This window comes from Marinospirillum sp. (assembly GCF_035271045.1).
Classification (GTDB): domain Bacteria; phylum Pseudomonadota; class Gammaproteobacteria; order Pseudomonadales; family Halomonadaceae; genus Marinospirillum.
Window position 1 is genome coordinate 23,318 of sequence record NZ_DATESC010000015.1, and the last position, 20,359, is coordinate 43,676.

At 44.1% G+C, this 20,359-nt stretch carries 20 protein-coding genes; 2 read left to right on the forward strand and 18 right to left on the reverse strand.

Annotated features, from left to right (window positions below):
• Window position 1: 1 nt before the first annotated feature.
• The 18 genes from gspM to yegQ all read right to left on the reverse strand — a co-directional run bounded on the left by gspM (window position 2) and on the right by yegQ (window position 18,836).
• Window positions 2–463, reverse strand: coding sequence for a type II secretion system protein GspM (gspM, locus tag VJY63_RS05640; protein WP_324048883.1), 462 nt, complete (start codon window positions 461–463; stop codon window positions 2–4).
• Complete coding sequence (locus VJY63_RS05645) at window positions 460–1,545, reverse strand: hypothetical protein (RefSeq protein WP_324048884.1); 1,086 nt, start codon at window positions 1,543–1,545, stop codon at window positions 460–462. The genes gspM and VJY63_RS05645 overlap by 4 nt, the downstream gene beginning before the upstream one ends.
• The gene (gspK, locus tag VJY63_RS05650) at window positions 1,545–2,594 is read right to left on the reverse strand and encodes a type II secretion system minor pseudopilin GspK (protein ID WP_324048886.1); all 1,050 of its coding nucleotides are present in this window, start codon (window positions 2,592–2,594) and stop codon (window positions 1,545–1,547) included. The genes VJY63_RS05645 and gspK overlap by 1 nt, the downstream gene beginning before the upstream one ends.
• Window positions 2,572–3,252, reverse strand: a complete 681-nt coding sequence (gspJ, locus tag VJY63_RS05655) for a type II secretion system minor pseudopilin GspJ (protein ID WP_324048888.1) — start codon at window positions 3,250–3,252, stop codon at window positions 2,572–2,574. Before gspJ ends, gspK begins: the two co-directional genes overlap by 23 nt.
• Window positions 3,249–3,647: a type II secretion system minor pseudopilin GspI gene (gspI, locus tag VJY63_RS05660; RefSeq protein WP_324048890.1), complete on the reverse strand. Its 399-nt coding sequence runs from the start codon at window positions 3,645–3,647 to the stop codon at window positions 3,249–3,251. Before gspI ends, gspJ begins: the two co-directional genes overlap by 4 nt.
• Entirely contained in the window at window positions 3,640–4,170 is a 531-nt protein-coding gene (gene gspH, locus VJY63_RS05665; RefSeq protein ID WP_324048892.1) for a type II secretion system minor pseudopilin GspH, read from the reverse strand. Before gspH ends, gspI begins: the two co-directional genes overlap by 8 nt.
• Complete coding sequence (gene gspG, locus VJY63_RS05670) at window positions 4,142–4,603, reverse strand: type II secretion system major pseudopilin GspG (RefSeq protein ID WP_324048894.1); 462 nt, start codon at window positions 4,601–4,603, stop codon at window positions 4,142–4,144. Before gspG ends, gspH begins: the two co-directional genes overlap by 29 nt.
• Before the next feature lie 18 nt (window positions 4,604–4,621).
• On the reverse strand, window positions 4,622–5,854 hold the full coding sequence (gspF, locus tag VJY63_RS05675) for a type II secretion system inner membrane protein GspF (protein WP_324048896.1): 1,233 nt from the start codon (window positions 5,852–5,854) through the stop codon (window positions 4,622–4,624).
• A 15-nt stretch (window positions 5,855–5,869) separates the two neighbouring features.
• Window positions 5,870–7,375, reverse strand: coding sequence for a type II secretion system ATPase GspE (gene gspE / locus VJY63_RS05680; RefSeq protein WP_324048897.1), 1,506 nt, complete (start codon window positions 7,373–7,375; stop codon window positions 5,870–5,872).
• Window positions 7,375–9,378, reverse strand: a complete 2,004-nt coding sequence (gene gspD / locus VJY63_RS05685) for a type II secretion system secretin GspD (RefSeq protein ID WP_324048899.1) — start codon at window positions 9,376–9,378, stop codon at window positions 7,375–7,377. Before gspD ends, gspE begins: the two co-directional genes overlap by 1 nt.
• 3 nt (window positions 9,379–9,381) lie before the next feature.
• A complete protein-coding gene (gspC, locus tag VJY63_RS05690; protein WP_324048901.1) occupies window positions 9,382–10,257 on the reverse strand; it encodes a type II secretion system protein GspC in 876 nt (291 codons plus the stop codon).
• Complete coding sequence (locus VJY63_RS05695) at window positions 10,254–11,909, reverse strand: hypothetical protein (protein ID WP_324048903.1); 1,656 nt, start codon at window positions 11,907–11,909, stop codon at window positions 10,254–10,256. Before VJY63_RS05695 ends, gspC begins: the two co-directional genes overlap by 4 nt.
• Window positions 11,910–12,020: 111 nt before the next feature.
• The gene (locus VJY63_RS05700; RefSeq protein WP_324048904.1) at window positions 12,021–14,237 is read right to left on the reverse strand and encodes an adenylate/guanylate cyclase domain-containing protein; all 2,217 of its coding nucleotides are present in this window, start codon (window positions 14,235–14,237) and stop codon (window positions 12,021–12,023) included.
• Window positions 14,238–14,260: 23 nt separating this feature from the next.
• Window positions 14,261–14,611 (reverse strand): hypothetical protein, encoded by a 351-nt coding sequence (locus VJY63_RS05705; protein WP_324048906.1) that lies wholly within the window; start codon window positions 14,609–14,611, stop codon window positions 14,261–14,263.
• A gap of 37 nt (window positions 14,612–14,648) precedes the next feature.
• On the reverse strand, window positions 14,649–15,857 hold the full coding sequence (locus tag VJY63_RS05710; RefSeq protein WP_324048907.1) for a sensor histidine kinase: 1,209 nt from the start codon (window positions 15,855–15,857) through the stop codon (window positions 14,649–14,651).
• Window positions 15,858–15,859: 2 nt separating this feature from the next.
• The gene (locus VJY63_RS05715) at window positions 15,860–16,555 is read right to left on the reverse strand and encodes a response regulator transcription factor (protein ID WP_324048909.1); all 696 of its coding nucleotides are present in this window, start codon (window positions 16,553–16,555) and stop codon (window positions 15,860–15,862) included.
• A gap of 95 nt (window positions 16,556–16,650) precedes the next feature.
• Complete coding sequence (locus VJY63_RS05720; RefSeq protein WP_324048911.1) at window positions 16,651–17,439, reverse strand: TatD family hydrolase; 789 nt, start codon at window positions 17,437–17,439, stop codon at window positions 16,651–16,653.
• Window positions 17,440–17,459: 20 nt separating this feature from the next.
• Window positions 17,460–18,836 (reverse strand): tRNA 5-hydroxyuridine modification protein YegQ, encoded by a 1,377-nt coding sequence (gene yegQ, locus VJY63_RS05725; protein ID WP_324048913.1) that lies wholly within the window; start codon window positions 18,834–18,836, stop codon window positions 17,460–17,462.
• A gap of 73 nt (window positions 18,837–18,909) precedes the next feature.
• Between yegQ and VJY63_RS05730 the strand changes: the two genes are divergently transcribed.
• Together VJY63_RS05730 and VJY63_RS05735 are read left to right on the forward strand one after the other, a co-directional pair.
• Window positions 18,910–19,218 carry a YkgJ family cysteine cluster protein gene (locus VJY63_RS05730; RefSeq protein ID WP_324048915.1) on the forward strand — a complete coding sequence of 103 codons (309 nt, stop codon included), beginning with the start codon at window positions 18,910–18,912 and terminating at the stop codon, window positions 19,216–19,218.
• A 61-nt stretch (window positions 19,219–19,279) separates the two neighbouring features.
• Complete coding sequence (locus tag VJY63_RS05735) at window positions 19,280–20,317, forward strand: hypothetical protein (protein ID WP_324048917.1); 1,038 nt, start codon at window positions 19,280–19,282, stop codon at window positions 20,315–20,317.
• Window positions 20,318–20,359 lie beyond the last annotated feature (42 nt).

Here is a 20,359-nt window from a genome sequence, read left to right on the forward strand (position 1 = left end):
ATTATAAAGGGCGCAACACTAGGGTTAGTTGCAGCGGTTTGCCTTGCATAGTTAAGGTTTGCCAATGCCAACCTTTAGCTGCTGCGGTGTTTAAAAACTTTTCAACCATGGCTGGGTTAGCTGCTTTTGCAGTTATTCGCCACAAATCAACTTTTTGTTCTAAATCAACGGCTTGCACTAGTTCAACATCACGCAACCCCGCACTGGCTGCCAAACCTAACCATTGGCGTTCATCTAAAAAAACCACAGTTACTAGACGAGTCGTTAAAGCTTCTAACCGCTGTAAATCTTGCGTTTGTTGCTGTTGATTTATTGCATTGGTTTCACGCCAAGCTTGCACAGGTTGCCACACGGCTAAATATAGCAACATTAAAATCACTAAGGGCGCGGCAATTTTTAATAACCTTTGTTCGCTGGCTTCTAAGCCTGACCAACGCTGACCTAGCCAAGAACTAGCCATCATAATTTTAGCTCCCAAGTTGCCTGCTCATCAGCAAAGCGCCAACGTCCATCGAGGGTTTTTAAGGCCGTTTGATCGGCTGGTTTTATGCCAACCAACTCAGCTTTTATACCTTGCTCATCTAACTGCATGGCTGCCACTTGAATGTGCTGTTTGCTTTGCAGTTGGCTTAATAAATTTTGCCAAGCGTCTATTCGCTGCTGCTGATAATTTAAATGGTTAGTATAATTATCTAAACGTCTGTTTAGGTGTTCTAGCTGCTGCTTAATATCTGCTTTATTGGTTTCACTAGCTGGCTTAGCTAACCAAGTAAACGTTTGCTGACTCATTAAAACCACTACTAATAGCAACCAAGGTGTAGCCAGAAACCACTGTTTAGGGGTTAGCTGTAATGCTTGCTGCAAGTTTTTAGCAAGTAGATTTTTAATGGGCAACTTGTTTAACCAAGATTCAGGCCAAAGATTAACCTTGGCAGGAATACCCGTCGCTAACCAAGGTACTAAAGCTTGTTGGGGTAAATCTTTAACATTCATTTTTTGAGCATTAGCCGCTAATAAAGGTGCAGCTTGCTCTGCATTAAGCCAAGCTAAAGGCAATTTCAAAACGCTCTGCTGTTCTGTCTGCCATAACCAAGCTTGCTGTTCATCGACTAATAATAATGGTGCTGGCTGTTGCCATAACTCTGCTAAACATAAAGCCTCTGGAATCCAACGCGCCACGCGAATGTTATTATCGGCTAAACGCTGCTGCCATTTTGTTGCTAACTGGCTTGCTAAAGTGGCTAACTTGACTTGGCGGCCGGTTTTTTCTAGCACCAACACCAACACATCTTCAATGGACTGGCAAATTTGATCTTCTAATAATAAAGCAGCTTCAGTCACTTTTACGCCCAGTGGTAGCGTCACTTCATCTAAACGTATGGCAGCAGCATCTAACAACACTAAAGCAGGTGAGGTTTTACTGAAACTAGCCGCTTGTTCAACAGCTAAGTGAGTAGCCGGTGCATTAGGCTCCAACCACCAGTATTCATCTTGTGATGAATCAACAGCTAAACGAATCACCAAAAGCGGCTGCTTTAACTTCATTAATTCATACCTTCTTCAATTACACTAGCTGCTTGCACCCGCCCATCCACTGGCCCTAAGCGTCTGGCATAAACTTGGGTTTTGGCATCGGGGGCTAGGTAAATATCCGCTTCAAATACTAGCGTTACATCGTTCAACAACATACTAATCGTCACCTGATAAAAGTCGCTAACAAACATTAAATGACCACCCACGCGTTGCTTCCAAGCATCATTATTAGGCAGGTTAGTTTCACCCAAGTCTTCCCAGAAGTCGTCGAGGTTTTTATAGCCAACAGCGGGGCGACTAGTCCACCAGTTTTTAAGGCTGGTTAGCTGTACCTGCCCTTCAAATAGGCTCCATAATAGAACTAAATCTTGCTCAGCCAAGGTATTGATATTTAGCCTTAAACGCTTGTCTGGCAACACACAAATGCCTTCAGGTAATTGTCGAAAACGCTGACGATTTTCTGGCATTAACCCGTTTACTTCCGACACATCGGCAAAGGGTTGGTTGGCAGCAATGCTAGGTGGGTTGGCTAATAAATATTGGCCGGTTTCTGCACCTTGGGGTAAAGCTTCGTTGTCGGTATCTAGCCTGTCACGGGCTAGGTCTAAAAACGGGTTAATGTCTAAATCAGCAGGCCAGTAATTATTTTGTTGCAACTGATTAAGGTACAAGCGCCAAGGCAGTAACGCTGTTAACTGGGCGCTGGTTTCTTGGCTATTAACACTGGCGAGGTGATTTAAGTTAAAACAAGTGCGTAGGTCTTTTACTTGCAACCTTAACGCGCCTTCATCCACAGGATAAGTCACCGGCTCACCACGAATGGTTGACCACCAACGGGGTTGTTCACGAATCCGACCATCGGTTAAAACCTGCCGTGCTAGGGTTTCAGCACCCAACAAATAGCCCCAGCCTTGCTGCTGTAAATAACGCCCTTCTATGCGTTCTAAATCTTGCCGACTTGCACCCTGCATTTGCGTTAAAGCAACGGTCACGACCACTAAAATTAGCAGCACCATTATCAGCGCCACGCCTTTTTGTTTAATCCTCTTCACTGACTGCATCACCAGCACCTTTATTTGTTGCCGCAGCTTGGGGCGTAATAAACATAAGTTCTGGCAATAAAATCAAGCGCTGATAGTCTTCGTCCTGCCATGTAATGCTTAAACGCAAACCTTTAGGAAAAGAACCGGCCAAGGTATTTTGCCAAGCGCCATCTCGGTAAAAAGCCCAATTTAAAGCCGTTACTTTTTCTAATTCGTCAACCACTGTCCAAACTTGCTTATCAGCAGCATCTAACAAACCAGAAGAAGCGAGTAGTAGCGTTTTTTGTTCTTTATTCCAACTTAATCGCCATAAACGCAGGCGCGAAGCGTAATCTTGCAGCGGTAATACCCACTGGCCTGCGGCAACCCAATACAATTCTTGGTTATTATTTTGCAAGGTTAACGGACTAGGATTAACCGCTTGTCCACGTTCATGGGCTTGCCGAATCACTAATTGACTCAGTTGCCGATCGGTACGGGTTAAAAAATCAACCAACTGTTCAGGGCCTTTGGATCTTACTTCGCTTAACTGCTGCCGCGCATCTAATACTTGGCTAACCAGTAAAGCTAAAGCGGCTGATAAAGCCGCCATAATTGCCAAAGCAACCAGCACTTCTAACAGGGTAAAGCCGGTTTGTTTACAGGCAACTTGTTTACCAGCTTGCGAGTGTTTCATTGATTACCCACAAAACCCGACACTTGGGTCAGCAGCGTTTTACGTTGCGCTTCAGCATAAATTTGAATATCTAAACGGCGCATGGTCGGTAGGGGGGTGGCTTGAATAACCACACGCCAAAAGCATGGCATCGCGCCAGCCGCCGCTTCGCCTTCACGCTGCCCAACGTCTGGCCACTCTTTAGTTAGCATCCATTCCACTAATAAATTATCCGCACACAATTGGGATAAAGCTCTTTCTTCACTGGCTTGACGAATACTCGCAGCATTGCCCACCACCTGTACCGCCACTGCAGCCATCATAGCTAAAATAAACAAAGCCACTAACACTTCCACCAGCGTTAAGCCTTGCTGCTGTTTGTTAGCAGCTAATTTTTTTCGATGCAGCTTATTCATCGGCCAAGTCCACCCATTCAAACTTGCCAGCGTGTACACGAATGCTGCGTTTAGCTTCGCCTAGTTGCAGGGTTAAACTTAAAGCCGTGACTTCACCCGCAGGAAAAAACACTAAAGACGGTGCTAGTTGGTTACTAAATTTTTTATTCAGTTCTTTAACACCCTTTTGCAAACCTGCTAGCTTTACTTGAGCAGGCCAGTTACGCGCTTGTAAACCTCGGCTAGCATAGGCTTGCCATAAACCCCATTCATCACGCAACACAAAACGGTAGCCTTGCTCGGTTACTTGCCAACCCACCAAGCGGTGTCGGTTTAACGCTAAATCCCGTGCATAAGAAAAGTCTTCTAATAACTGGCGTGCTTGTTCATCCAGCAAATCTTGTTCACTGCGTTGCATAGTAACCACCGCTATTGAAGTGGTAATGCCAATAATAAACAGCACCACCAGCACCTCTAATAGGGTAAAGCCTCTTGATTTAAAGGCTTGAGGTGACTTATAAATCCCAGTTACCAATGTCTGCATTTAAGTCTTCGCCACCAATACGCCCATCGGCACCAAAAGAGAAAATATCAATCCGACTTTTTTCACCGGGTGAACGGTACTGGTAAGCATTGCCCCAAGGATCGCTGGGCAAACGGCGAATATAACCATCCCCACGGTAATTTTTAGGTTCAGGCGCAACACTGGGTTTTTTCACCAATGCATCTAAACCCTGCCCAGTAGTTGGGTAGGTAAAGTTATCGAGGCGGTACATTTCTAAGGCTTGTTCTAGGCTAGAAATATCTGCCCGTGCTTTTTGCACCATTGCCTTGTCTTGGTTATCCAGCACGTTAGGTGCAACAATGGCGACCAACAAACCAATAATCACCAAAACCACCATAACTTCTAACAAGGTAAAACCTTTTTGCTTTCTAGCTGCTGGTTTTTTAGCTGCTTTATTACTATCTAGTTGCATCGTTAATTTCCTTTATTTCTAAATCTTCAAAACATCGTTTAACTGCATAATCGGCAATAAAATAGCCAGAACGATGGTTAATACTACGCCACCCATCACTAAAATCATTATCGGTTCAAACAGCGCCAGCACCATGTCTACTTTTTGTTGAAATTCATTGTCTTGCAAGTCAGCAACACGCACTAACATTTGGTCTAGCTCACCGCTGGCTTCACCGCTGGCCACCATATAAGTCATCATCGGCGGAAAATGCCCACTTAATTCTAACGCACGGTTTAAGCTGATTCCTTCACGCACTTGGTCGATTAAGCCATCAACCACCTGCTGTAAAAAATCATTATTTAGGGTGTTTCTTGCCACCTGCAACGCATCTAATAAAGGAATACCACTGGCGGTTAAAATGGCGACCGTTCTGGCTAAACGTGCGGTATTTAACGCTTTAATCAACCGTCCCAACAGGGGTAATTTTAACTGTTGACCATGCCATTTTAAACGTATCGCAGGCTTGGTTAAGAAAAAGCGCACCGCTAAAACTGCCAACACCAAAACCACACCGGCCACAATGCCCCAATCACGAATCGCATCACTTAACCAAATTAATCCGCGCGTCACTGCAGGCAAGGTTTGTCCGGCGTGGTCAAACTGGCTAACAATACGCGGCACGACAAAACTCATTAAAGCAATGACAATTGCCAGCGAAACAAAGCTTAGCATTACCGGATAAACCAACGCCATTTGTGCTTTCTGGCGCTGTTTTTGGCTGGTTTCTAAATAATCTGCCAAACGTATTAAAACTTGATCTAACCGCCCTGCTTTTTCACCGGCGGCTACCAAGGCGCAATACAAGTTATCAAAGGTTTTTGGCCAGTGTTTTAGCGTTGCTGCAAGGTTATGCCCTTCTCTAACCTTGCTACGCACGCCTTGAATTAAACTACGCTGTTTTTGTGTTTCGGCTTGCTTGGCAAGGGTTTCTAAAGCGGTTTCTAAGGGTAAACCCGCCGCAACCAAGGTGGCTAGTTGGCGTGTGAAAAGCGTTTTCTGATCGTGGCTTAACAAACCAGCCGTATTCTTTTTAGGCTGGCTAACACCTTTAATTTCACTGTTTTTTTCAGCAGCAACGGCTTGTACTTTACGCGGAAACAGCGCTTCTTCACGCAATAACTGGCGAGCATGGCGCTCTGAATCGGCTTCAATTACGCCTTTAATGACACCGCCTTGTTTGTCTAATGCGTGGTATTTAAAACTGGCCATTGATTAAAAAACCTCCTAGCTCCGCGTCACTCGCAGCACGTCTTCTACGGAAGTTTCACCCCGCGCAATACGCTCTACACCAGCGGCTAGCAAATCGGGCCATTCACTAAATACTTCAGCGGCCATATCAGCTTCAGCGGCTTCGCGGTGAATTTTATCGGCAAGGCTAGGCGTAATCGGCACAAACTCATATAAACCCACTCGACCTTGATAACCTGTGTGTTGGCAAGCCTTGCAACCCACCGGCTCAAAAACTTCAGTTAAATGAATAGCACTGGCACCTAAATCACTTTTTTCTAAATCACTAATCGGGCGATTAACCGCACAAGCTTTGCATAAACGCCTAACTAACCGCTGCGCCATCACCCCTTTTAAACTGGAAGCCAATAAAAAAGGCTCAATGCCCATATCACGCAAGCGGGTAATTGCACCCAAGGCAGAATTGGTATGCAGCGTTGATAATACTAGGTGGCCAGTTAAACTGGCCTGCACCGCAATCGAAGCCGTTTCTACATCACGAATTTCACCGATCATCACTACATCAGGGTCTTGGCGAAGTATGGCTCTTAATCCCTTAGCAAAAGTCATATCGGCTTTGGTATTAACGGCGGTTTGCCCTATACCGGCTATAGCGTATTCCACTGGGTCTTCTACGGTTAAAATATTGCGGCTGGCATCATTAAGCTGGGTAAGGCTGGCATAAAGGGTGGTCGTTTTACCCGAACCCGTTGGGCCAGTTATAAGCAAAATGCCATTGGGTTGCTGTAATAATTCCCGAAAACGTGCTGCTACTTTTTCTGGCATACCTAGCTCGGTAATGCCCAACAAAGCGGCGGTTTTATCCAATAAGCGCATGACGACTCTTTCGCCATAAATCGCTGGCAGGGTAGAAACACGAATATCCACTTCTCGCCCAGCGGCACGAACGGTAATACGCCCATCTTGAGGGTGGCGTTTTTCAGCAATATCTAAACGCGCCATCACTTTAATACGAGAAACCAACATAGGCGCGAGTTTACGCGGCGGTTTTAAAACTTCTAACAACACCCCATCAACCCGAAAACGCACCACTAGCTGTTGTTCAAATGTCTCAATGTGAATATCAGACGCATGGAGTTTTAACGCTTCAGCAAACAAACCATTGATTAAACGAATAATCGGTGCTTCGCCTTCGCTTTCTAACAGATCCTCAATGGCTGGCAGCTCTTCAATTAAGCTGTCTAAATTAACTTGGTCAGAAATGCCTTCGATTAATTCAGAGGTACTGGCACGTCCGGCATCGTAGGCTTGGGCTAAACGCGCATCAAAAGTAGCAGCATCTAACCATTCTAATTGGGCGGGTTCACCTTGCACGCGCATCACTTCATGCAGTGCTTTATTTAATTCAGATAAATCAGCCGATTTTTTAGCAATCAGCCGGTATTGCGCTGTTTTTGAAGGTTGCCCCGTGGTTAAAGGCTCAACCAAAACACCGCAGCGACGGGCAAAACGGTAAGGCAGTAATTCAATTTCAACTGCCATTAGTTTGACTGCCTTGCTTTTATAGCAGCACGTTGCTCTCGACGTGATGGAAACAATGCATTTAATGATATATTTTGGCTGGTAGGCGATGCATCCCAAGATGCCATACGGGATTCGTTACCACTTTCCAACAAATGCGCGGCTCGCATATAACGGTATTTTTCAGAACTGAGTTTTGCCAACGAATCGCGATCATGCATAATTTGCGGCTTGATAAACACCATTAAATTACGCTTTTCAAGGCTAATGCTGGTAGAACGAAATAAAGCACCAATAAAAGGAATATCACCTAACAAGGGTACTTTACGCACCGTTTCTGTTTCGTCTTCACGAATTAAACCACCCAACACTATTATGTCGTTATTATCCGCCATTACCGTGGTTTTAATTTCACGTTTATTAGTGATGATATCGCTGGCTGTAATGGCTTTTTCTATATTAGAAACCTCTTGCAAAATTTCTAATCTAACCGAATTACCATCGTTAATTTGTGGGGTGATTTGTAGGCGTACACCCACTTCTTTACGCTGAATGGTGGTAAAAGGATTGGTATTATTATCGCCCGCTGTAGAGCCAGTGATAAACGGCACTTCTTGCCCTACCAAAATAGACGCTTCGGCATTATCGAGGGTTAAAATGCTGGGCGTAGAAAGGATATTAAAGTTGGTATTGCTTTGCAGTGCATTTAATAACACGCCAAAACTGATGCCCGAGCTGCTTAAACGCCCAACCCCCGCAGTAATGCCTTGTAAACCCGCTAACGCACCTAAAGCGCCTTCTGTACCGCCTGTTGCCGCACCCCCTGCAATCGACCCTAACCCCTTATTGCCAGTGAGGTTGCTTGATACCAAAGGAATAGAACCTGAGTTTTGATCGACCATTAACCACTGCACACCCATGTCTTTGGCTTGGGTATCGGATATCTCTACAATAATAGCTTCCACCAAAACTTGAGCACGGCGAATATCTAGCTGATCGACCAACAAGCGCATTTCACGCAGCTGGTCTGGGTTTCCTGCCACCACTAGCGCATTGGTGGATTCATGGGCTTGAATAACCACTTTACGGCTAGCGCCACCTTCCTTGCTGGTGGGTTTAGCATCAGCTGACTCAGCAACCATGGCTTGCAATAAAGTCGCCATTTCTGCGGCTTTGGCATGGCGCAAATAAAAAACTTGGGTAGTAGCCGAACGCTCAACGGGTTGGTCTAACTCGGTGACTAAACGCTGAATTTCTTTGCGGGTGGCTTTATCTGCCTTAACTAGCAGAATATTTAAACGGCTATCCGACATGATTTGCGGCGGCTGACCACCGCGTCCTTCACGCCTTAGTAGCTGGGTTAACAGCTGTTCCATTTCTGCTGCTGCTGCGTGTTTCAAACTGATAATAGAGAGATTTTCGCTGCTAACTTGGTCAATGCGCTGCACCAAATTCGCTAAGCGTTCTAGGTTGGTCCCCCAATCGGTTAAAATCAGTAGGTTAGTGGGCGCATAGTGCGTAATAACGCCAATACGCCTATCCATTAAAGGGGTGAGAATATTCACCAGCTGGGCGGCATCGGAATTTTGTAACGATAAAACACGTGTTGCCAGAAGATCTTTACCGTTAGAATTTGGCTGCTCATTCCCTTCTACAGGAATGGCTTCTAAACGTGCGGTTTGTTCAGGCACAATTTTTTGTGTGCCATCATTTAATGCCACAGCCGCAAAACCATTCACCCTAAGCTGCGATAAAAACACTTCATAAACTTCATTGGCAGTTAGCTTTTGCTGGCTGCGAATACTCACCTTGCCACGCACCCGTGGGTCAACTAAAAAAGTAGTCGCAGTAATTCGCCCGACACTGTCGATAAACTCGCTTAATTCAACATCTTGCAGGTTAACGCTAAAGCGTTCGTCATTGTTGCTTTCCAAAGCTAATGCTTGTAAAGGCAAAGCGAGCAGCAGCCATAAACCCATTAAAAACAACGAAAACAACCCATTTTTTAGTGTTAGCAGCTTCACTCACTACTCCATTTCTATACGAATTCTTAAACGCTCATCACCACGCATTAGGTCGATATCCAAACCTTCTGCTGTGGCTAAACGTGAATGTAAGTCCATCATTGCTGAAGTATCACTAACCAAATCACCATCGACAGCAACTAATAAATCACCGGCTTGTAAACCAAAGTGTTTAAAAAGCTCTGGCTTACTACCTGGCTGCAATACAAAACCTTGCAACTGGCCTTCTTTAGAAGAAGGCGAAATACTAATGTAGCTCATTAACTGCAAAGGGTCTTGCACCAAAGATTGACGAAATTCAGGGCCAAAGGTTTCTTCTAAAACGCGGCTACCCACCCGCTGTTCAGTGACTTGGCTGGGCAATTCATTGCTTTTTGCACTAGCAGGTTTGTTTAGTTTTTCTTCTAGTGGCTGGTCTAACTTAGCAGTTTTATCTAAGTCTAAAAGCACTTGCTCTAACTGGCCATTACGGTCAAACACCAAAGCATCTTGTTTTATTTTAACCAGCAAAATGCCTGTTTCTAATTCATCGCCAACCGAAAGCGTTAGGTCTTTATTGCGGTAACTCAGCATAACGACAGAACGCTCGGCTTGGTTAGAAAATAAAATACCCTGCACCTTAACGGCTAAACGACTTACTTGAATAGGCTCGTTGGTTTCCACCTTTTGCGTTGCTTTTTGTTCGCCAACTAACCAGTGTTTTTCTAATCCATTCAACCTAATGGCTTGGCTGCTTGTTTGGTTTGCTGGAGCATTTTTCTCTGCCACAGGCAAAGGATAGCGCCATAACAAAAATGACCAAACCAAACTAGCCAAGGCCATAGCTAAAAGTAACCAACCTAGCCAAAAGCCTAGCTTTTTTATTAATGCTAACGTCACAAAAGCGCCTCAGGATGCCAACCCGGATGACCGTCTACAAAGGCTAAACTGGGTTTTTCTATTTCAGGTAACTGCCAATTTTCTGGGCGTTGTCTTAGCCAGTTTTCCATCAGCTGCCACAAAGCCACCCCTTCACCTTGATAATGCGTTGACCAACCCGCCACTTTTACTTGCTCACTGGTGGAAGCAACCGGCCAGTTTAATTCAGAAACTCTTTGACCGGCTAAAGCTTGGTAACGCAATACAAAATGACTGCCAGTTAAACGGGGTAAATCCTCGCTGGTATGTAAAAACCAATCATTACTTAATAGCTGGTCTGCGCCCACTTCTAAACGTGATTGCAGTTCACTGCGATTGGCCGGCACATTAAATAAGGTGGCAGGGTAGCCAGCGGTTAAGCTAAGGAGATGGTCACGAGTAATCACTGCGCCAGGCGGCAAAGCCACACCATGACGCAAACCTGGCGCTAGGGTTAATTCTGCACCGGTCGATTTTAATGCTTCAGCAATAATTTGATCCCAACTGCCAGCCAATACATCACGCCGATACAACCAATCTGGCGCAGTGGCTAGGGGTTGGTCTAGCCAACTAGCATAGGCCGCACGTAACTGGGTAATTTGTTGGCTAACCGCAGATGAAGCAGGCTCGGCATCGCTAAATAAGGCGTGGTATTGCAGATTAAAATGCCAGTCATTGCCTTTAGCCGTTAAGTGCAATTCAACAAAACCCTGCCCTTGGCTACCCGCAAAACACACTGGAATGGCATTTTGATTAGTTTGCACCCTAACTAACTGTGGCCATAAATCTTGCCCACGAGAGGATAATATAAGGTCAACACCCTGTAACTGCGTAGACAACCACAAGTTAGGATTAGTACCTGCATCACTTAATAAGAGCACCAAACTAGCTGACTTAGCCGCCAAGTTAACTTGCTCTTGCAAACCTTTTAACCAAGTTTGCTCATCAAAACCTTGCGGAAATTGCTGCCAAGGATTAACACAACCCACCACCGCAATACGCACACCTGACTTAGTAAAATAACTAATCGGTTGTTCGGCAGTTAGCACAGGGCGTTTAAAATCTTTATATAACTGTTCTACCGTTTCAGGCCACAAAGCAGCTTCTTCACTGGCCACACGCACCTCTGCACCTAACCAATGGCTAGATAAAGGCCCGTAACGTCCTTGGGTTAAAGTAGCTAAACCACTGGCATTCCAGCACTGGCCGCTTTCTAAGGTAAGGCTTGCTTCTGCACCAAAAGCCTTACGCTTTTCAGCCAAAGCTTCGGCCAAAACAGCATAACCGCCCATTTGCTTAAAGGGTTGAACGCTAAACCTTGCCCCTTTGGCGGTTAACCAACTCGCCGCTAGGGAATTACTTTTAATGCCTAAACTCGCTAAACGTGTTTGCTCGGTAATGTAAGGTGCTTGCCCTAATAAAGACATAGGCCCTAAATGATTAGCCGCCGGATGCACATAAACAGGTTGCCACTGGGCATGGGTATCGGCATAAAAAAGTAGCTGTAATTCAGCCTGAGCCGGTGGTTTACGCCTAAGTGTATTCTTTATTCCTGTCGCGCAGCCAGACAAACTGCCAGCCGCTAAACCTGCAGCTGAAGCAGCCAAAAATTGCCGACGTGAAAAATTGAGCATTAAGTCATCCCCAAATAGAAATCATTCCCATAAAGCACAGTTTAACGGAAAAGCTTAGGTAAAAGAAACCGCTCAAAAGCTTTTCTAACCAATAGATATAAACTCTAGATTTTATTTATCGGCTCTAGTCCAACTACCATCCCAATCTTTAGCTGGCGGTTCTTTTTCTAATATTTGAATACGTTCTAAATAAAGGGTGTACTGGTAAATGTTTGGGTTGTCTTCTTGGAGCTGAGAAAATATTTTTTTGGATTGAACAAAATCTTGTGTGCGAAAGGCTAGGAGTGCTTTATCTAATGCCTGTAACTCTTCATTAAGTTCAGACGTTGCTTCATCTTTTAGACAAAGAGGCTGATAAACCTTTACAGGATAATCTTTACCTTTAACTTTAACTAGATCGAGTTCACGCCATAAAAAATAGTCTAACGCCAATTCACGTGTACGCTCACCAACCAATAAACTAACACCATAATATTTAGTTGAGCTTTCTAAGCGTGAAGCCAAGTTTACTGCATCACCTAACACTGTGTAGGCACGTCGATATTTCGATCCCATGTCACCTACATTCATTAAACCTGAGTTAATACCAATACCTACACTAATAGCTGGCAAACCTTCGGAAACAAAAGTGTCACTAATTTCATCTGTTGCCTTTAACATTTGCATAGCCGCTTGAATGGAATGCAAGGCATGGTCTGGATCATTAACGGGCGCACCCCAAAAAGCCATAACCAAGTCACCTATGTATTTATCAATGGTGCCACGATGATCAAAAATAACACCTGTTATTGGTGTAAAATAACGATTTAATAATACTTTCAATTCATCCGCCGCTAAAGATTCCGATAGCGTTGTAAAGCCTCGAATATCGGAAAAAAGCACGCTCAGTTCACGCGATTCTCCAGCAAAACTAAAGTTACCCGGGTGCCGACTCATTTCTTCTACCAATTGCGGTGGAACATACTGACCAAACATATCGGCTAATCGATGGCGAGTCATTGACTCGTAAAAGAAGCCCCAAACAAAGTTAAAAACGGTCAGTAAAAAAACTAACAGTAATGGCCCTGCTAGGGCTAAAACTATACCCTCTGCAACCCAAAGCCAGCTTGTTATACTAATAATTGCAACACTTACACCAAAGCTAATAAGTACTTGTAGTAGGGGTGCAAGCCAAGGCAAGGATAAAGCAAGTGTTAAACCTGCTAACAACGCAATGACTAAATTAGCGCCTGGCGCCCAAGAAGGTTGTTGTAAAAATTGCTTATCTAGCATGGCAGCTAAAAGGTTAGCGTGTACTTCAACACCCGGATAAACCGAAGCAACGGGTGTAGCACGTAAATCAAATAAACCGGGGGCACTGGTGCCAACGAGCACTAGCGCACCTTGTAAAAGCTCGGTATCAGCTTCACCTGCTAAAAGTTGCCAAGCTGGAATATAAGGAAAGGTTTCTGCGGGGCCTCGAAAAGGTATTAATAGCTGACCACTGCTATCGGTCGGTAGGGCTAAGTGTTGGTCTAGGTAAATTTTCTCTAGGTGTTGCTTACCGGCTATGGTAGAGGTTTTTAGTTGAATAGCTTCTAAAAACATAAACTGGCGTAGCATTTCTAAAGAAAGCGATGCATAAAGCTGATTATCATAACGCGCCAGCATAGGCGCACGTCTTACCACGCCGTCAGCATCGGGTGCTAGGCTAAAAAAACCACCCCCTCTGGCAGTTTTTGTTAATTCAGCTAGGGGGGCAGCATAGCCTGTCATTTTAGGTATAACTAATTGGCTGACTAGGTTTTCAGGTTGGTTATTTAGTTGCAAAGGCTCAGGTAGCAGACCACTGGTTAAGTCATACTGATAATGAAATAGGTACCCTAGCACTACTTCTGATTCTGCTAGCTGGTTTGCAAAAATCTGGTCGCGGTCATAATTTATTTGTAATTGGCTTAGTTGTTGATACAGCCCAGATTGCTGATTTAGCCCTGCCAATACCTCTTCTGCTGGGTTACGTTCTGCCTCACCAAACAGAATATCAAAGCCTATTACGGCTGCACCTGATTCATTTAGCCTTCCTACCAGATCAGCAATTTTTGCCCTAGACCAAGGCCAGCGTCCTTCATGCTGTAAAGAAGCTTCGTCGATATCAATAATAACAATAGGGACCGCTGCCTTAGCTTCATCGGGAAGGTGCAGACGCATTCGCTGATCATAAATAAGCAATTCTAAACGCTGATAAATACCACTAACAACGGGTAACGAACCAGACGAGACGACAACTAATAAAGCAACTAATAAAAGACCACCAAAAGTGGCTAAAATACGTGATAAAAAAGGACTCATAATAATCTTTTTTTAATCATTGCTTAACAAACTCTTAACGTTAAATTTTCAATTATCCATATTATTAATATAACAAAACTTGCACCACCTGCTGCAACGATCAACCACTGCACCCAACCAAGGTTTAAGTTAATACTAAAGCTTTTTTTAGACGCACCAATTTCTTTTTTATCCGTACGCAACAATCCCTCTTTTTCCATCTCAATTTGGGTTGCTGCTTCAACCAAAAGCTTTACGTCGGGTGCAGCACGCTCCATTAAAAATTCAGCGGCGGCCTTCCAATTAGGGTTTCTTTTACCTGTGCGGAGTGTACGCAGCGCAGAGCCTGAAGAAGTAAAAGTCGGTGTATAGCTATCTATATCATTGGCGCTCATGGCTTAACTCTTAATAATTATTGATCTTGTCAGCAAACTAGCTATTACTGGTTTTAGCAACAGGAATTAATAATGCCACGCAACAACCTTTACTTGGCTGGGTATTAATGGTTAAACCGGCGTTTAATTCGACGGCTCTATAATGTAAATTACTTAAACCACGCCCCGTAAAACCATCCTGCTGATCATCAAAACCACAACCGTTATCAGTCACTTGGATTTTTAAACAGTTAGGTGCTTTCATTTTAGCGACCAAACTAATCTTGCTTGCCTTAGCGTGCTTAATGGTGTTCACCAGTGTTTCCTGTACGATTCGCTGCAAGTTTAACGCATCTTGCGGTGTCATAGCTGGAAAATTAGGCAAATCATCAACTTTCCAAGTTAATTCTAAGCCCGCTTGCTGAATACGGCGTTCTAAACGGTAACGCAGTTGACCTAATAACGTTGCCACATCCCCATCAAAGGCTTGCATAGAGTCCATCATAATGCGTAAATCTTCAAGGGCTAACTGTAGATAATTAGCCACCTCATCAATGCTGGCTTGTTCGTTACGGGTAGCATAAAGCGCCGTGGTTAACTGAGCGCCTAAACCATCATGCATTTCTCTTAATAAACGGTTACGCTCTTTTTCTGTTGCTTCACGAGCTTTAATAAACTGTAGCTGAACATGGGCTTGGTGACGGCTTTTTTCATAAAAATACACTAAAATTGCTAGGGCGATAAAAGCAATAGAAATGTTATAAATAGAAACTAACTCGTAGGGCGCTGGCTGCCACACACCCAAATTAACAACAAGCATTACAAAAACAGGTAAAAACAACATTGCTACAGCAAGTGTGCCGCGCTTAGTGCCGTTAAGAAAATAAGCAAAGGGTGGAAAGGTTGCTAGCCAAAAAAGACTGTATTCATAATGTTTGGTTAAATATAAAAAAACTAGTAAAGCTAATCCAACAATAAATGTGGTTATAAAACTACTTCTTTCTACATCACGACTCGTACGAAAGTAAATCAAGGCAGTTGAAGAACAAATAAATGCTAGCAAATCAACCATTGCTACTTCAAAGTCATTGAATACTAGTAAATTCAGTAGCGTAAAAAGACCAAAAACGCCCATCGCTGCTAAGAGCATGACATTAATTAAAAAAGCTCTACGGTAATCACGACCTTCTGGACGAAATGCACCGCCACAACTGGTTAAATTTCGCCATAGCAGAATACCATTTTGTAAAAAAGAAGGTTTATTCATTACTAATCTAATGCTCGCATATCTAATAAACCTTGCCGAGTCGCTGCAAATACCGCTTCATTTTTGGTTTTAACCGACAGTTTACGGTAAAGGTTTTTAATGTGCGAGTTCACAGTATGACTGGATACGTTTAAGTCTTCTGCCACTTCACGGTAGGTATAACCCCGCGCTAATAATTTTAATAATTGCATTTCACGGCGCGTTAAAGAAGCCGCTTCACTAGAGTCATCTAAATTATTGCCTAAGTTCTTTTTAGAATAAGCTTCTGTGGCCTGCATCCGTTTTAAAAGGTGTCGCGCAATCATGGGGCTCATGGGGCTACCACCATCACACAACTGAATAATGTGTTCAGCCAAACTTAAATCATCGGTATCTTTTAAAATATAGCCGCTTGCACCCGCTTCAATGGCTTGCACTACATGACCTTCATCACCAAACATACTAACCACCATAATTTCAGTCGTTGGTTGTTTTTGATTTACCTCCTTAATAATCTCCATACCTGAACCATCGGGCAAACCTAAATCAACCAGCAATACCCGCGGACTGCTACTTAAAGCTAAGGCTTTACCGCTACGCACACAGCCTGCTTCTCCCAACCAAAACAGGTCAGGGTGTTTTTCTATAGACGCTTTAAAACGTTGGCGAACAGCAGGGTCATCGTCCACTAAAGCCACACTGATTTTTTCTCTAGTCATCGTATTACTCTTTATTAAATCCATTTATTCAATTTTGTACCTATTTGAGAATGAATAACATCCCTTAGTCTAGTGAGATAACTCAACAACTTAGATTACTTTAGCCTAAGAAAAACACTCAAAAGATTAGCATGAAGCACTGGCAATACAGCCGTTACTGAACTTTGGCGCAATTCGGCCAGTGTTTCTACAACCAAAGCCACTTTTGCAGGCTCATTACGCTGGCCTTGCAAGCCATTTAAAGGCATATCAGGGCTGTCGGTTTCTAATAAAAAAGCAGTTAAAGGCAGCTTCTGTGCAATTTGGCGTAGTTTATTGGCTCTTGGATAGGTAATCCCGCCCCCTAAACCTAACTTAAAACCTAACGCAACCAATTGTTCGGCTTGTTGCTGACTGCCAGAAAAAGCGTGTAATAAACCACCTTGCGGCAATTGAAAGCGTCTCAAGCGTTGAATAACCTGATCCATTGCTTGGCGAACATGAATCACTGCCGGCAAGTCTAATTCTTTAGCCAGTGTTAGCTGAGCATCAAAAAACTGCCATTGTTTAGCTTCTTGAGCTTTTAATTCTGGGCTGTGTAAATCAATACCGATTTCACCTAGGGCAATAATTTTAGGTGAAGTGAGTAGTAGTTCTTTAAGCTGAATTAAATCTTCTGGCTGATGCTGGTCGATAAAAAGCGGATGCAAACCTAAGCAGGCGTAAAGCTGAGGGCTGGATAAGCTAGCGCTTTCTACAAGGTTTAATAATCTTGGCCAAGTGGCTGCGGTAGTTGCCGCTAAAATAACAATAGTTACACCAGCCAACGTTGCCCGCTGCAACACTTCTTCTCGGTCAGTATCGAAGACCGGAAAATCTAAGTGGCAGTGGGCATCGTAGAGCATTCTCTTTACCTTAAAACCTCTTAATCATGCAGATCGCGCATTATCATGGCGTATTTTAGATTATCACCATCGAGCATTTCACCCGGTAGCTGGCAGCGCACAAAGTGGCCAGTGCCTGGAGCAACACTCATGGCTTTACCGTTTTTGCTATTTTCTAACGCATCCAGTTTAAAACGACGGTTGCCAGCAGGAGTCATCAACTCCAACGTATCGCCCACTTCAAACTTGTTTTTAACTTCAATGTCTATCCAACCGTTGTCTTTGGCTTCTAACACTTCGCCCACAAACTGCTGGTGTACACCCACCGAATTACCCGTTTCGTAGTTTTGGTATTCATCGTGCACGTGGCGGCGGTAAAAGCCTTCGGTATAACCACGGTTAGCTAGGTTTTCTAGCGCGTCCATTAAATCCATATCAAAGGGCTTGCCTGCTACGGCATCGTCTATGGCACGACGGTAAACTTGGGCGGTACGGGCAACGTAATAATGGCTTTTGGTGCGGCCTTCAATTTTTAAAGAATCAATGCCCATCTCTGCTAAGCGGTTGACGTGTTGCACCGCACGTAAATCACGCGAGTTCATTATATAAGTGCCATGCTCATCTTCAAAAATAGGCATAAACTCGCCAGGGCGTTTAGCTTCTTCTATTAAAGCAGAAAGCACTTCTTGGCCTTCAGTTCCACCAGCAGTTTTACTACTTTCAGCTTTTTGCCCGGGCGTCCAAATACCTTCAGGGCTTGCTTGCGCTAAGGGAATTAAATCACCCGAATCATCGGTGGTTGTTTCGTGGGTTTTGTAATTCCAACGGCAAGCATTGGTGCAAGAACCTTGGTTGGGGTCGCGGTGATTAAAATAACCCGACAATAAACAACGACCAGAATAAGCAATACACAAAGCACCGTGTACAAAGGTTTCTAATTCTATGGTGGGGCATTCTTGACGAATTTCAGCAATTTCATCGAGCGATAATTCACGCGATAAAATGATGCGCTGCACGCCTAGCTTTTCCCAAAAACGTACCGCTGCATAGTTAACGACGTTGGCTTGAACCGACAAGTGAATCACTTGATCGGGCCATTTTTCACGCACCATCATAATTAAGCCAGGATCAGACATAATTAAAGCATCTGGCTTCATTTCAATAACAGGTTGCATATCCTTCATGTAGCTGCGTATTTTGCTATTATGCGGCGCGATATTACTGGCAACAAAAAATAGCTTATTGCGTTGGTGGGCGTATTCTATGCCTTTGCCTAAGCCCTCTAAATTGAAGTCGTTATTACGCACACGCAAACTGTAGCGGGGTTGACCGGCATAAACTGCATCAGCACCGTAAGCGATGGCGTACTGCATATTGCGAAAAGTTCCCGCAGGGGATAGAAGTTCTGGAGATTTCATAAGAAGGCTATACCTGACCATTAAACTAGGATTAATGTTAGAATTTTAACACAGGCTGAAAGTAAATAAACACATGATCCCTTTGAAAAACTTAGATGCTTACTTAAATACCAGCGATAGCAGCAGCCACGCTTGCCGCTCCGGTTGCGCTGCCTGCTGCATTGCACCGTCTATAAGCTCAACAACGGCTGCCATGCCAAAAGGCAAACCGGCGGGTGTTGCTTGCGTGCATTTAAATGCACAGCTTTTGTGTAAGTTATTTGCTACAACCAAGCGCCCAAAAGTGTGCAGCGACTTTGGTTTTGACTTGGACGTTTGTGGCAAAAACCGCGAACAAGCTTTAAAAAACTTGAATTGGCTAGAAGAGCAAACCGCTAGCTAGTAACTTGCCTTTAGCTTATCTACAATCAACGCCAACAATACAATAACTAGGAGACGGCACTATGCACCAAGCCTTTATCATTGCTTCAGGCGGTATTCAGGATGGCGTGGGTAGCCTAGAAGCACTCAATTTAGCACGTGAACAAGTCACTGAAGCGGGTCTTAAACTAGAGCGCCTAGTGATTGATCCTTTAAGTACTGGCTGGGGTACGCCGGTTGCCAAAAATCATTTTCGTTCGGGTTGCGGCCCTTTAGAAGCCCTAGCTTATGCACAAACGCAATTGCGTGAAGGTGCTTTTGAAGCTGTTTTAATTGAAGGCACTGATGCAGTTAAAACGGGCTACGCTAAAAAAGAGCGCCTGCCACTAATGGAAATTTATGGCAAAGACTACCCTATTACTCAAGCCTATACCGACCTAGCCAAGCAATTTTGCCATGAACAAGGCATGACTTTCGATCAGTTTCGTGAACTAAGGGATGCCGTGTTTGAAAACTACCAATGCAGCGCACCTGACCAAGCGGTCAACCCTGCTTGGTTAGCCGATCAAACCGAACTATTTCGTGGTGTTGATTGCGCCAACCCTTATGCCGATTACAGCGGCGGTTTACTGCTAACCCGTGACGATTTACTGAGCAGTTTTGATTTACATCAACCAGCCATTGAAGTGGCAGGCGTAGGCATTGGCTATGCACAAGGCGATGGCATTGATTACCTAGAAGAATTGGCAACTTATTGGCATTTAGAAAAAGCCCTTTATTATGCCAATTTAGAAGCCGGCTTAAACTTTGCTGATAAATTTAATCAAGGCAAAGCGCTTTTAGAAGCTTACACCTGCTATCCTGTGGTGCCTTTAGCTTTACTGTTGCACGGTAAATTTGTGAATAGCTGGCAAGCACTGCCTGCTTGGTTGCAACAACACAGCTTAACGTTAAAAGGTGGTATGAACCTTAACCGCGCACCGTGGAACTTACCGGCTTTACGTGCCTTAATTGAAATGACGCAAGCGCTGCACAATAGTGAAAAGGCGTTGGGCGGCGTACAAGGCAATGGTGGGCTTGGCTATAAACAGGGTTTTGCCATTCTAAGACGGAACGCTTAATCTAAGCGCTGGTCATACAACAAGCAATTAACTTAAACAATC

Bases quoted from the DNA above. Each gene is read 5' to 3' on its own strand.
- gspM (WP_324048883.1), bottom strand. From the start codon at position 463: ATGATGGCTAGTTCTTGGCTAGGTCAGCGTTGGTCAGGCTTAGAAGCC.
- VJY63_RS05645 (WP_324048884.1), bottom strand. From the start codon at position 1,545: ATGAAGTTAAAGCAGCCGCTTTTGGTGATTCGTTTAGCTGTTGATTCA.
- gspK (WP_324048886.1), bottom strand. From the start codon at position 2,594: ATGCAGTCAGTGAAGAGGATTAAACAAAAAGGCGTGGCGCTGATAATG.
- gspJ (WP_324048888.1), bottom strand. From the start codon at position 3,252: ATGAAACACTCGCAAGCTGGTAAACAAGTTGCCTGTAAACAAACCGGC.
- gspI (WP_324048890.1), bottom strand. From the start codon at position 3,647: ATGAATAAGCTGCATCGAAAAAAATTAGCTGCTAACAAACAGCAGCAA.
- gspH (WP_324048892.1), bottom strand. From the start codon at position 4,170: ATGCAGACATTGGTAACTGGGATTTATAAGTCACCTCAAGCCTTTAAA.
- gspG (WP_324048894.1), bottom strand. From the start codon at position 4,603: ATGCAACTAGATAGTAATAAAGCAGCTAAAAAACCAGCAGCTAGAAAG.
- gspF (WP_324048896.1), bottom strand. From the start codon at position 5,854: ATGGCCAGTTTTAAATACCACGCATTAGACAAACAAGGCGGTGTCATT.
- gspE (WP_324048897.1), bottom strand. From the start codon at position 7,375: ATGGCAGTTGAAATTGAATTACTGCCTTACCGTTTTGCCCGTCGCTGC.
- VJY63_RS05695 (WP_324048903.1), bottom strand. From the start codon at position 11,909: ATGCTCAATTTTTCACGTCGGCAATTTTTGGCTGCTTCAGCTGCAGGT.
- VJY63_RS05700 (WP_324048904.1), bottom strand. From the start codon at position 14,237: ATGAGTCCTTTTTTATCACGTATTTTAGCCACTTTTGGTGGTCTTTTA.
- VJY63_RS05705 (WP_324048906.1), bottom strand. From the start codon at position 14,611: ATGAGCGCCAATGATATAGATAGCTATACACCGACTTTTACTTCTTCA.
- VJY63_RS05710 (WP_324048907.1), bottom strand. From the start codon at position 15,857: ATGAATAAACCTTCTTTTTTACAAAATGGTATTCTGCTATGGCGAAAT.
- VJY63_RS05715 (WP_324048909.1), bottom strand. From the start codon at position 16,555: ATGACTAGAGAAAAAATCAGTGTGGCTTTAGTGGACGATGACCCTGCT.
- VJY63_RS05720 (WP_324048911.1), bottom strand. From the start codon at position 17,439: ATGCTCTACGATGCCCACTGCCACTTAGATTTTCCGGTCTTCGATACT.
- yegQ (WP_324048913.1), bottom strand. From the start codon at position 18,836: ATGAAATCTCCAGAACTTCTATCCCCTGCGGGAACTTTTCGCAATATG.
- VJY63_RS05730 (WP_324048915.1), top strand. From the start codon at position 18,910: ATGATCCCTTTGAAAAACTTAGATGCTTACTTAAATACCAGCGATAGC.
- VJY63_RS05735 (WP_324048917.1), top strand. From the start codon at position 19,280: ATGCACCAAGCCTTTATCATTGCTTCAGGCGGTATTCAGGATGGCGTG.